This is a genomic window from Gayadomonas joobiniege G7 (genome assembly GCF_000300815.1).
In the GTDB taxonomy this organism is placed as follows: Bacteria; Pseudomonadota; Gammaproteobacteria; order Enterobacterales; family Alteromonadaceae; genus Catenovulum; species Catenovulum joobiniege.
In genome coordinates this window covers 659,065-672,053 of the sequence record NZ_AMRX01000008.1, presented here as the reverse complement: position 1 = coordinate 672,053, position 12,989 = coordinate 659,065, and the positions used below count along the sequence as shown (strand labels likewise).

Annotated in this window: 8 protein-coding genes; 1 reads left to right on the top strand and 7 read right to left on the bottom strand. The window is 40.5% G+C overall.

Going from position 1 to position 12,989, the window contains the following annotated elements:
* Window positions 1–243: 243 nt before the first annotated feature.
* From C727_RS0117335 to C727_RS18870, 7 genes are all read right to left on the bottom strand, one after another.
* Window positions 244–1,491, bottom strand: a complete 1,248-nt coding sequence (locus tag C727_RS0117335) for a glycoside hydrolase family 16 protein (RefSeq protein WP_017446934.1) — start codon at window positions 1,489–1,491, stop codon at window positions 244–246.
* A gap of 14 nt (window positions 1,492–1,505) precedes the next feature.
* Window positions 1,506–2,702, bottom strand: coding sequence for a glycoside hydrolase family 117 protein (locus tag C727_RS0117330; RefSeq protein ID WP_017446933.1), 1,197 nt, complete (start codon window positions 2,700–2,702; stop codon window positions 1,506–1,508).
* A gap of 1 nt (window position 2,703) precedes the next feature.
* On the bottom strand, window positions 2,704–4,389 hold the full coding sequence (locus C727_RS0117325; RefSeq protein ID WP_017446932.1) for a sodium:solute symporter family protein: 1,686 nt from the start codon (window positions 4,387–4,389) through the stop codon (window positions 2,704–2,706).
* 183 nt (window positions 4,390–4,572) lie between these two features.
* Window positions 4,573–7,584, bottom strand: coding sequence for a glycoside hydrolase family 2 TIM barrel-domain containing protein (locus C727_RS0117320; protein WP_155949299.1), 3,012 nt, complete (start codon window positions 7,582–7,584; stop codon window positions 4,573–4,575).
* A 54-nt stretch (window positions 7,585–7,638) separates the two neighbouring features.
* Window positions 7,639–9,207: a sulfatase family protein gene (locus C727_RS18875; protein WP_017446930.1), complete on the bottom strand. Its 1,569-nt coding sequence runs from the start codon at window positions 9,205–9,207 to the stop codon at window positions 7,639–7,641.
* A 27-nt stretch (window positions 9,208–9,234) separates the two neighbouring features.
* Entirely contained in the window at window positions 9,235–10,332 is a 1,098-nt protein-coding gene (locus C727_RS0117310; RefSeq protein ID WP_017446929.1) for a glycoside hydrolase family protein, read from the bottom strand.
* Between the two features lie 99 nt (window positions 10,333–10,431).
* The gene (locus C727_RS18870) at window positions 10,432–12,318 is read right to left on the bottom strand and encodes a sulfatase family protein (protein WP_017446928.1); all 1,887 of its coding nucleotides are present in this window, start codon (window positions 12,316–12,318) and stop codon (window positions 10,432–10,434) included.
* Window positions 12,319–12,511: 193 nt separating this feature from the next.
* On the opposite strand from C727_RS18870, the gene C727_RS0117300 reads away from it, so the two are divergent.
* Window positions 12,512–12,979 (top strand): hypothetical protein, encoded by a 468-nt coding sequence (locus C727_RS0117300; RefSeq protein WP_017446927.1) that lies wholly within the window; start codon window positions 12,512–12,514, stop codon window positions 12,977–12,979.
* The last annotated feature ends 10 nt before the right edge of the window (window positions 12,980–12,989 follow it).

Here is a 12,989-nt window from a genome sequence, read left to right as displayed (position 1 = left end):
TGCTCTTTTATTAAAAGAGTTAATAAATGCTAAGAGTATATGAAACCATTGACCATTTAAATATAAAAATAAAACTTTATATATATTTTTATTTGACAATGGTTGGATGATTATATAAACAAGGGACAATAGTCACCAAAAGATTAGATCATATTCTGAGTTATTAAATGCAATCACCTCGCCCTGAACGGGCGAGGCAGTAGGGTCAACGTTTGAATTCTGTTTCCGTCTATAAAACTTAGTTTATTTAGCGTCCGCTACTTTTTTATAATAACGCACATAATCCACTTTCATGCTGGTACCATTAATTTTATCTGTTACTGGTCCGTCCCATTTGATGATTGCTAAACTTAACCAAATCGGTGATGGGCTATGTGCAAACTCATTTTTTTCTCGGCGTATCTCTTTGCCGTCAAAATAAAATACAATCTCTTGCTCGTTCCACTCCAACCCCCAAGTATGGTACTCGTCGGCAAAGTTAACGTCATTTTCAACATCTAAGCTGGCAACATCATGCCATTGCCCATTTTTATAATATTGCAATTTAAAATTCTGCGTTAAACCAGCCCAACCTTTATTGTTTTTACTCCAGCCATTAGCAAAATGAATCTCTTCGATGGTTTTTTCTTCTGGCCATTCTAAAACAACCCACTTATCGCCTTTTAGCTGAGATGTCCAGCTTGCACTGTTAGGGCCCAGCATATTTTGTGCTTTGAATTTAGCGTTGCGCTGGCCACTCGTTAAAATCCTTACTTGCTTATCTAAAGCAAGGTTTTTCCCTTTTACTGCCCCGCCAAGGCCATAAACACTAAAATCACGCAAATGAACATAATTTAAGTCATTTGAAATAAAACGTATCTTTTGTGTAGTCACCGGAATTTCGAGCGGAAACTTATATTCAGGTTTGGCGCCATAACTCTTTGTTCGGCTATCGCTCGGGTGCGTTTTTCGACCATCAGGTCGAGTGGTAATATCACTCCAGTTATGAATATTAGTATTTACTTCGTTTGGGTAATGTCCTTCGTTAATGTCTATCTCGAACTTTTTACCTTTTTTAATCTCTTGGTTTAATGGGTAGGTCATTAACCAAAAAGAGTTATTGGTGCCGTTCGATGCTGCATATTTGTATCTAGCTTCGTAATAGCCGTATCCAAACTGTTCTTTTGTTCGAATACTGCCAGAAGTCCAATCTTGACCGCCCCGTTTTTCTTTTCGGTTCTGTAAATATAAAACCCCGTCTCCTACTTTTACGTTTTCACGCCACCGGCTGGATAAGATGTGTCCACTTGGACTATTTTGCACATCCCAAACTTGTTCTAATTCAGCGTCGGGACCATCAAATTCATCTTGCCAAGCTAGTTGCCACTGACTTGGATTGAACTTATTATCATCAACTTGTGGTTGATAATTTTGTGTTGTATTTGCTTGTGGCTGGTTTTGGCAACCAAATAAAAAAATAAGCGCTGCTGATGCCGCTATCGTTTGTTTCATATTCGTGTTGTCTCTTAGAAGTTTTTTGATCGTTGAGCCAGCTGAGCTGGCGTTAAACTTTGACTAAAAAATACGTCAGGATCTATCACTAAATCGGTTTCTTTTAACTCACTTTTGGCTAACCCTTGACTGCTAGGATCTGCCAATAAATTACAGTCAAAACGTCCTAAAAAACTGTGTTTAGTGCTCGGGTCTTTTTTGTCAGAAAAATGAGAAAGTCCCCAATTAATACCTAACCCGCTATCCGTGTTTATAAAAGCATCCGGTACAAATGCGCCGGCTGCCACTGGCATTAACGCACTGACCGATGCCAACTCAAAATTCACACCATCATTTGCATACTGAATACTGCTATGCTCGTTCCCGTTTCGGGTGACTAAAGCAGCAATACCTTGCCTAAATTTAAAATAAGCCGTTTCATGGCCAGAGTTTAAAATTGGATTTAACGGATGTTTGTTAAAGGGTCCAAATGGGCTGTCGGCTATGGCAACGCCATTGCCAACCAAATAATCGGGTCTATCGCCATAAGCCGCTTTGTAATATAGATGGATCTTGTTTTGATAAACCAATAAATAAGGATCATGAATCGAAAACTGATCCCACTCCCCTGGCGCACCATTCTCAACCACAACTTTTCCACACGCTTGCCACGGACCCTCTGGTGAATCGGCAAAAGACATGGTGACAGGGCAATGGTCGCCTTTTAAACCACTAGGTTCGTTAAAAGCCTGATAGTATAGATAATATTTTCCTTGCCAAGATAATATATCGGGTGTCGATACCGAGCGACAGCCGACCTCAGGCGCTGGTGGGCGGGCCACTGCAACGCCCTGCTCTTGCCAATGAAATCCGTCTTCGCTGGTTGCATACCAGATTTCTGCTAAGTCCCAATCGGTTGATGGTATGGTTTCAGAACAATGCTGCGCACCTCTTGGAGGGGTCTGCGTATCCCTTTTGGTATACCAAACATAATAACGTCCTTGATGTTTAATAATTTTAGAGGGATCTCGACGGCTAACTGTGCCGTTATCGCCGTTATAATCAAACCCGGATAAACGGGTATATTTAAACGCAGTAGATAAGGGGTTATCTTCTGGACGCGGTGTTAAATAGTTATCGTACAGGCGCTCCATTGCCGCACTTAATTTACGCTGCGGCTTTGTTTGGGGAATATCCCAAGGATAACCCGCACTTTGAGTTGTTTTTGTCATTTTACAAACTCCCTTCAACCCGCTTGGCCGGTTTGTTTTTTATTAAAATTAGGCTGCCAATTGCTAAAATAAATGCCCCCATTAGCGCTACTATCATGACACCTTTATCAGCAAACAAAGTCAAAACCAACATGATGCAACCCGTTGCAGCAACGCCGGTACCAATAACGCGGATACCTTTTTTATTTTCGTTACTGGCTTCTTGTTGCACTTCGACCGTTGCGTCTTCATTGGCTTTATCAAGGCGGAACTGCACTAAGTTCTGATACTGGGGTGATTCTTTGCCTTTGGCTCGCAGAAAAATTTCAAAAATAGTCAAAATAATAACCGGCGCTAATACCCCTAACATCATTTCTTGTGCTCGAGTTAACGAAAAATCAAACAATGCAGGGCTAACAAATTTAAAATATCCGTTTAGCGCTAAGGTCACTAACGAAGTGGTTAAAATACTTTGTCCAGTTTGATATTTTGAAAATAACAGCCAAATCGGTGGCAAAAACAATGCACCACCTGTTAATGCGGCTAGGCTCATAACCACTTCAACAATGCCACCTAAATTAGGGACTAATAAAGCCACAACTATGGTGACAAACCCTAATAGAATAGTGGCTATTCGTCCAACTTTAACCAATTGCGCTTGGCTTGCATTAGGTTTTAACTGCTTAAATACGTCATTGGTTATCACACCCGCAGCAATATTTAATGAGGTATTAATTGAACTAGAGGTTGCAAAAATCATCCCGCCTAACATTAAACCCATCATGCCAACAGGTAAAACTTCTTTACACATCATTAGGTAAGCACCTTCATCAGCTAACCCCTCTAAGTCTGGGTATAAAGCTCGGTATATCATAGGGGCTAACATCCAAATAACAGGGCTTATGGTATATAAACCACCAAATAACCAGCCAACCTTTTTGGCATCTTTTTCACTGCCCACACTGGTATAACGCTGCACATAGGCCCAGTTGCCAGCAATGAAGAATAAATTATATAAACCAAATGCAAAAATAAACGCCCAAGTGTATTCATCATTAACTAGGTTAAAAAAGCCTTCTGGTGCTTTTTCAACAAAATTGCCGATACCACCGATTAAATCAAGCGACAAAGGAACCACGATAATCACGGCTGCAGCCAGAACCACAAATTGCAAAATATCGGTTACGATTACTGCCCATAAACCGCCAACCGCGGTATAAGCTAAAATAATAATGCCTAAGACAATAATGGTGGTTGCCAAAGGGGCACCCGTTGAAACTTCTAACAATTTGGCAACTGGGTATAAAAACGCGCCGGTTGAGAGTACAGAAATAGCTAAAAAAATACTGGCGTATATTTTTTGATAACGACCACCTAAACGAATACGAATAAATTCGGCGGCAGTCACCACGCGTGTTTTTTGCCAACGCGGCGCAATAAAAAAGCCAATAATAAAACCGGCCAAACACATGGTCCATTGGATCGTAACTGCGACCCAACCTGATGTATAAGCAATTGATCCCCAAACAACAAAAGTACCAGATGAAAAAAAGCTCATATACAAAGACAAACCGCTCATCCACCAAGGTAAAGCACCACCTGCCGAAAAGAATGACTTCATATTTTTACCGGCATTTGAAAAACTCATGCCGCAGCCTAAAACTAACAAGGTAAAAATACCTATGACGCTCAGGTCGATAATCCCCACAGTCTGCCCTCTTGTTATTATTACAACTATTTATGTAAATTGTTTACCATATAATTAAATCTATAATAGCAACAAAATATTATTATTCAATCTATTTACAAATTTTTATCTAAACACAGACAATTTTTCAGCTTAGCTTGTGCTAATAAAAACCGAGCCAGCTGAGGTTATCGACTTACAGCCTCATAGATGTTTGATTTGTTTAATTGAGCTCCATTGACTGGTTCCTTGTTCAGTGACTCTGCGCAATCGATAATAAATAACGCCACGCATATCAGCTAACTCAGCGGTTATCATACCTCTAGCATAAAGGCGTTCTGAGTGTGTGAACTGGTTTGGATCAAGCCCATACTCTAATTGATATTGTTGGTCGCTGATATGGCCAGTAAAACCAATGATCAAACGCTTATCTCTAATCATTTGAAACCATATCCTCGGAGCCAGTTGCGCGCCTTTTGCGGTGACTGTTTGCAATTGCTTAGCCGCGGTACTCGCATAGTCATTGATAGCGTTGGCTTTGAGTTGATATTGAGCCCCTTTTTCAACATTGTTGATCGTGATAATAGGGTCTATCGTTTGTTCGGTTTGCTGCCATTCTCCGCCCAATATTCGGTAATTTAATTGAAATTCGCTTGCATCCGCTTGCGGGGCGAGATGCACACGTATCTGGTTATTTGAAGTTTCTACTTCGACTATCTTAGGTGATAGTGGCGCTTTAATTGGCCAGCTATCCTGATATCGAATAAAACCATTACTGGATTTTATTTGCAGCTGTAAAGCAAAAATCTCTGCTTTTTCAGTTTGCCAACTTAATTTACGATGCAAATCTTTACTCGCGGGCGACAAAGTAGGCAGCTTTTGTTGATAGGCTTCTAATAGCTCGCCCCGCTGATTAACAAGCTGCCAATGCAGACGGTAATCCTGCATCCGATAAGCTGGATAGTCATCGGCATTGCGGGGATCTAACACCACTTCGGCTTGCTTCTCGGCTAGATTGAAATTAAGCATTTTGACGGCCTTTAACGGGCTCATCTCGGCTTGTACCCTTTTGTAGGCGCGACGTTTTTGTCGCCACGCATTGACAAGACCCCAAGCTCTATTGTCTTCTTCAAGTGTTTGCGAATAGCCACTGCGGTAGTCGTTAAATGACCATATAGAGGTGCCGATGACATGGGTATTGCGTCCCCTAATCATCTCATGCCAACTGGCAAAATTAGGATAATCGTTATCTAACGAAGGTGTCGTGAAACGACCTAATCCGTACTCTGAGATAAATAACGGACGATTAGGCCACCGCTCGGCAAGAGTGGTGACGACTCTTTCAGGATCTTTTTGGTAGATGTTTTGCATCATTAAATCGCTAAACCCCAAAGGATCATTGTCCGCAGAATCTCCATCTCGGTATCCGGTATTACTGACGTTAGTGACCAGACGATGCGGATCTAATTCATTTTTAACGTAAGCAATCATTTGCTGAGCATATCGATAATGATCTTTTAATTCGTTGCCGACACTCCAACCTATAATGCTGGGGTGATTGATGTCTCTTTCGATCATTTCACGTAGCCATTGGCGGTTAACCTCATAATCCGGGGCTTGAAACTCCGGGTTGGTTAAGGTGCGCACATTTACTTCTTCAAAAATTAAGATGCCATTTTCATCACATAACTCAATCAGTTTTTTATTCTGGGTCCCATGCATAATACGCATAAAGTTAGCGCCAGCATCTTTCATTAAACGTATGTCTTGTTTTAGTAGTTCTAACGCCTCGCTAGATCCCCAATATCTGTGATCGCTGATGCGGTTAAAACCACCAATTCTCACAGCTTCGCCATTTAACAACATTTGCGAGTCAGTCAATTCCACTTTACGGATACCAAATCTATCAGTGCGTTGACTGAGTAGCTTCTCATTTTCAAAGACTTGGCTACTCAGTTGGTATAAATTCGGTCGGTCAAAATGCCATAGGGCCACTTGTTCAGGCGTAAGTTTGCTTTTTAAAACAATGGTCTTTTCACTATTTGCAGCTAACTTTATAGAAGTTTTCATTTGCGTTAGAGGCGTATCAGATGCGCGCAATACATCGGCTTTCAACGTTAAACTTTTGACTTCATCAGCGTAATTTTTTACCCGCATTTTTAACGTTAAATCCGCATCTCCTTTGTTTAAATCCGGCTCTGCGTGTATGTACTGATAGGTAATTCGGGTATCTTTCGTTTTACGCAAATTAACATCTCGAATGATGCCTCCCCAATTCCATGTCGCCCCAACAATTTTGCTATTATCGGCCTGAACCGCCAACAGGTTTTGTTGGCCAGCTTTGATATGTTCAGTTACGTCAAATTCAAATGGCGTAAAACCACCTCTATGCTGGCCAATATATTGGCCATTTAAATAAACCTTAGCTAGGTGATAAACCCCATCAAACTGCAACCAAATACGTTCATTTTTTTCTGCTTGCCAATCAGAGTCTAAAAACACTTGTTTTCGATACCAACCTTTACCTGTATAACTGCTGTATTGATTTAACATCCCCCAATGGCCTGGCACAGTTAATCTATGCCACTGGCTATCATCAAAGCTTGGTTGCATCACCATTGCTTTTTTCTGTTGAGCTTGATGCCAAGCCTCAGCGCTGACTGGCCGTAACATTACAGCATCAGCCACACCAGGCTGAGAGGCATTACTAGAAACGAGAATACGGCTTTTCGCTGGATCGTCTATTTGATAAATTCCTAAGCTAACCCATTGGCCAGTTTTGTTGCGCTGACTAATATAGTGTTCATCCACGCCGTTGGCATGATGTACGCTGTAGCGCATATTTAAATTGGCACCAAATGGGTAAAATACAAAATGTTCGTAATAGCCTGGTTTAATGTTTGGATAGTTAAACTCTACCCGAATGTCACGACTGGCTTGCCAATAATTAAACTTTAAATAATCTTGTCCCCATTGCTGACTGTCACGCTCTGGCTCAGTGCGCAGTTTCCAATTACCGTGCGCTTTAACTAAATTTGTTTGTGAATTATCAATTACAATATCTTGTGCTTGTACGCTAATCTGGCGGTAGGCTGATCCATCGCCTAAAAAGGTATTAAATTGCCAATCACCGTTTAAACTCATGGATTTTGCGTTCACTATTTGGCTAAAACAGAGCAAGCAAAGGTAGAGAAAAATCATTAACTTTTTATTCATAGGTTTACCTAAACTTTGATATTAATGTAGAAGGGCTTTTTGCGTCGCATTAACTTACTGCACCCATGAATTATCGGCATACTTTTTTTGCAACGCCCGTAATTGCCATTTCAGTTGTTTAACCTTATTTTGATAAGCTGGATTAACATACAAGTTATTGAGCTCTTGCGGATCTTGTTGCAAGTCATATAGCTCCCATTCATCAACATCTTGGTAAAAGTGAATAAGCTTGAATCTTTTGGTTGCAATCGCATAATGACGTTTAACCGCATGTGGGCCGGGGTATTCGTAATAATGATAATAAACACCGTCCCTTTTCCATTTATGCGCATTCCCCGTTAATAAAGGTTTAAAACTTTGTCCTTGCATGTCAGTGGGGGCATCAATCCCTGCAATATCTAAAAACGTTTGTGCAAAATCTAAGTTTTGCACCAACTCGCCCGATGTTTGGCCGCTTTTAATTTTTGCAGGCCAGCGCATCATTAACGGTGTTCGCATTGATTCTTGATAGGCAAAACGTTTGTCATACCAACCATGCTCGCCTAAATAAAATCCTTGATCCGAGGTATAAACAACTAAGGTATTGTCACTCAGTCCGGCTTGTTCAAGATAATCTAAAACACGACCTATATTTTCATCAACCGATGCAATAGTGGCCATATAATCTTGCATATAACGTTGATACTTCCATATTGTTCGCTCACGAGCAGTCATTTTAGGCCAATTATGTAAATAATCTGAGGTGATCTGTCGCAACACTTTGGCATATTCAGCTTTTTGTTTAGGGGTGGCACGATCCAGATACTGGCGTTTGTAAATACGACTATTTTGTTTTAAATCAACATAGGGTTCATAGCTGAATGGAAACAGCGCAGGATCAACTTTTACATCTTTAGACGGCAACATATACTCACTAATCGTCATCTCGGCTGATTTAGCGGCCGTGCCTCGGGTTTTATAATCATCAAATAGCGTTTCGGGCAACGGATATTCTTTTTGATAAAACTCGGCGAATTTATCCGCCCTCGGCCACCAAGAACGATGCGGTGCTTTATGCAAATAAGCGAGCATAAAAGGTTTTGTTTTATTGCGTTTGTATTTTAACCAATTTAGCGTTTCATCGGTAATTATATCGGTAACATATCCTTGTTTGTTAACTCGGCCCTGAGGGGTAATAAAATCTGGATTTATGTATTCACCCTGCCCCGGCAGAATCATAAAATCATCAACACCCTTTGGATTATTGCCAAAATGCAATTTACCAAACATAGCGGTTTGATAACCATTTTGCTGAAAGATCTGAGGAAATGTTGTTTGACTATCGTCAAAGGGTGTTCGGTTATCGATTTTGCCATTCATGTGACTGTGTTTGCCGGTTAAAATTGTAGCCCTAGACGGCGCACAGATAGAGTTAGTGACGGTTGCTCTGGTAAACAAAATACCTTCTTTAGCGATGCGATCAATATTGGGCGTTTCAATTAAATCAGAACCATACGCACTGATCGCTTGATAAGCGTGATCGTCCGACATGATAAATAAAATGTTCGGCCGTTCGCTGGCAAACCCGGTGGCTGCGTTGCACAAAACAAAGCAGCTTAGCCATTTAACAATCGTTTTGTTCATGCCATAGAGCCCTGTTAAGTTATCCTTTTAATAATGCTTTTTAATCGATAAGGGTATTTGCACATTGAATGAATGGCGAACATTGTTATTATCTTTGGTATCGGCTGCCAACATAATGGCTACCGGCTTTCCGTCTTCCAAATAAACTTGTGGACGCTCTAAGTGATCGAGTTTTAACTGGCTTCCATCTTCCCAATTAATGACTAAATCAGATACTTTGAAATATTTACCTGGCTGCCAATCGATGCCGTTTTCTGAATCGTAATGCACCAAAGAGAATACCCGACCACCGCCTTCAGGATGATCAATTTTTTTAACGATCGCTCGATATCGCCCATCTTGATACCAAATATAAGGATCTTCAGCCGGAAAGCGCACACCTTTTTCGGTGAAAATAGGTTGAGGGTGTTTTTTAAATGGCCCGCTTGGTGAATCTGCTTCAGCGACCATATGAACAACTGGACCACCGCCTGGCAAGGGATAGGTTTTGCCAACGGCTTTATAAACTGCTAAATAGCCGCCGTCTGGTTTTTCAGTAATAGCCGGATTAGAGGTCATTAGAGCGTCTAGGGCTTTATCATCACGACTAATATCTATCACAGGCTGATCAAAGCGCTGCCAAGGCCCTGATGGCTTGTCCGCAACAGCCACCCCAATGCGTTGGTTGTTACGATGCATCCAATTAAGTTTGGGTTTGCCCGGTTTACTGACTATCTCCATGTCGCCAGTTGTTCCCATATAATAGAGATAATATTTACCATTAAATTGATGGACTGTTGGGTTATGGGTCGTTTTACCATCCCAATATTGGCTGCCGCGTTGTTCAAGCACAACACTCTGGTGTTTAAACGGCCCAAATGGTGAATCGGCAACTGCGTGGGCGATTTCAGAATAAGTCACCCACTCCCAACCTATCCCTTTTGGCCAGCGCGCATATAACATATGATACTTATTGTCATCGCCTTTAACGACAGACCCGCCCCATATACTGTATTGATCACTTTTAAAAACAGACTTTTTTGCAACCTTACCAAAACTGATTTCAAAATCAGGACTAGCAGCGCTAGCCATTTGGCTTGTCAGTAAACCCATAACAACAGCGGCTAACTTAATTAATTTTATCATAAAACAGCACAACCCATTCACAATTCATTAATAACCTGATTGTAACTATTAATGCAACACAGTCAACAAATAAATTCATATTTAAATATATGTTTTTATCTACTCTATCAAATAAGCCGCTTGATTTTTAAGGTAGCGAATTAAATATTTGCAATAGGATTCGTTTTTACAGGCGGCTTGATAGGCATCGAGTGGGATATCTAACGCTGCTTTTAATTGGTGCTGATCATTTAAATAAGTTGCAATATTGAGTATTTGAATCGCTTTTATAGCATCCGATTCTTGTGTAAGTAACTGATTTAGTCGCGTTTGATAAAAAGTAATTTCGGGTTTCTCTTGTTGCCTAATCGCTAATACCATGGCCTGTAAAAGAGTATCTGCGGTATTTTTCTCTAAACTCAGTAAATCAATTTTTTTACTCACCTTGTGGCCTTGCTCCGCAAAGCCTAACATAGTTTGCAGCGCCCAATACTGACTTAGATAGTCACCGCTTTTAATGGCTTTATTTAGTTTGCGGTGAACACGTGAAAAATCTTCTAATTGCAACTGAGCTATGTTTATTGCTTGTACAATTTTCGATTGCTGTTCAAGACCATAATGGCGCCAATTATCTGCGTTTTTAGTCAGCAAATATTCTGGCAGAAAGGCTAAATCAGGCCATTCTTTTAAACTTTGAGCCAATTGCTGACGCATCTCTTGCAGTGGTTTTTGATATTCGGGGGCGTTTATTAAATTGTTTATTTCGTCCGGATCCTTGGCTAAGTCATACAAAGCTTCGGCTGGTTTGGCGGTAAAAAATTGGGCTTGTTCTGGATTGAGCTTATTTGCATGAAATAAATCACGCCACTCACTCAGCGCAGCTTGTTTAAACCGATAGCCTTGATTGATGCCATCTGCGCGGTAAGGTTTAAAATTACGCACATATTTTAACTGCCCTTTGCGCAGCGTCCGAATATGATCCATTTTATCGCCAAAACGATCAGCATATGAAATCACAGTTTGCCGTGACTCAAGTTCGGTCAATGAGACATCTTGACCCAAAAATGGCGTTCCATCAGTACTTTGTGAAAGTTTAAAACCGGCTAATTTTGCCATGGTTGGTAAAAAATCAACAAAACTGACAAAACCAGCTACCCGTTTGCCAAGTTTTTTTTGCAGCGACGGACTAAGTAAATGCTTAAAGTTTTCAGGCACATAAACCACTAAGGGTATTTGCAAACCAACTTCACGGCTATAGCCCTTGCTGCCGGGCAGAACACCACCGTGGTCAGAAAAATAAAAGACAAAGGTATCTTTTAATAAATTTTCGGCTGCTAACTTGTCTAAAACTCGGTTTAGGTGTTTATCTAACAATTTATGTTGTTGATAATACCGTGCATAGCTATAACGCATAAGTAGTGTATCTGGTAAATACGCCGGTAATTGAAAATTTTTTGGTAAATCAGGTACAGGTTTAGTCGTCTTTTCTGATTCATCGAACAGCATCTGCTGCTCGTGTGTTAGATTCGTATTATTAATATAAAAAAATGGCTGACCGGTTGCGCGCCCAGACCAATCTGCACCACGGCCGATTTGATCCCACTGCTCGCCTGTATTGGAGGTAAAGTTAAAGTCTTCTTTATTGTCATTGACTGTGTAATAACCCTGTTTTTTAAATATCTGATAAATAGTTGCTAAGTCTGTCGCAACGGGTTTAAACGCACGATGATTATGCACACCGTTTTTTGGCGCGTAGCTGCCCAAAGCTAATGTACTGCGCGCAACCGAACATACAGGTGCATTAGAAAATGCATTATCAAAAATAATAGACTGGCCAGCCAGTCTATCTAAACTCGTCATTTTAACGCCCGCTGGGTTATATAAGTGTATAAACTTTTTATGGTTGTCTTCCGACGTTAACCAAACAAAGTTGGGCTGTTTTTGAGCTTGCGCAACGCCAGCGAATAAATGAGCGATCAAATAGAGATACGTAAACAATCTAAACATGACACTGACCTTTTTACCCTACATAAATGACACTATTAAAGCAACAAAAGTAAAACATTATCTAAAATAAATCCAGCCTTTTATCACATATATTCAGCAAGACTAACTTTATTGATGAATTCCAAGGATACTTTTGTTTTTGCCAACCATAGATGATATGTTATAACAAAACATATTTAAAAGAGGTTCTTCAATGTTTAACGAAAAAATGGTGCATGAATCCCTACAAACCTGGTGTGATAATGTCGTGAAAGTCGGCAAACTTCATGCCGAAGGTGGTGATGCCCGTGCATTTTCACTTAAAGTTTTGTCTGAACATTATGATTACGACAATGGCAAAGTGCTTTTTAAGCCAACTTTGACATTCGGTCAACAGACTTTCCGTTCAACTAAAGAAGGGGCTTTATCCTATTTTGTCGGCGGTGATAGTGACTTTCCAAACGACAACGGCTTTAAACTAAAACCTTGGGTTAAAGTTTGGTACAGCAAAGAAGATTTTATTTTGCACGGCGACTTGGCCATAGTACAGTGTAATGTGCACTTTATTGGGGCCGACGACAGCCACATTTTTGTTAACAAAAGTTTTGTCTTTAAACAGTGTGAAGACGGCAAAATAAAAATAATTTTACACCAATCTTCGCTGCCTTATCAGCCTGCATAAGGCTTGCAAT

What these genes read in the sequence shown, in the direction of transcription:
- C727_RS18870 (WP_017446928.1), bottom strand. Translation starts at nt 12,318, where the DNA reads ATGTTTAGATTGTTTACGTATCTCTATTTGATCGCTCATTTATTCGCT.
- C727_RS0117310 (WP_017446929.1), bottom strand. Translation starts at nt 10,332, where the DNA reads ATGATAAAATTAATTAAGTTAGCCGCTGTTGTTATGGGTTTACTGACA.
- C727_RS0117335 (WP_017446934.1), bottom strand. Translation starts at nt 1,491, where the DNA reads ATGAAACAAACGATAGCGGCATCAGCAGCGCTTATTTTTTTATTTGGT.
- C727_RS0117300 (WP_017446927.1), top strand. Translation starts at nt 12,512, where the DNA reads ATGTTTAACGAAAAAATGGTGCATGAATCCCTACAAACCTGGTGTGAT.
- C727_RS0117320 (WP_155949299.1), bottom strand. Translation starts at nt 7,584, where the DNA reads ATGAATAAAAAGTTAATGATTTTTCTCTACCTTTGCTTGCTCTGTTTT.
- C727_RS0117330 (WP_017446933.1), bottom strand. Translation starts at nt 2,702, where the DNA reads ATGACAAAAACAACTCAAAGTGCGGGTTATCCTTGGGATATTCCCCAA.
- C727_RS18875 (WP_017446930.1), bottom strand. Translation starts at nt 9,207, where the DNA reads ATGAACAAAACGATTGTTAAATGGCTAAGCTGCTTTGTTTTGTGCAAC.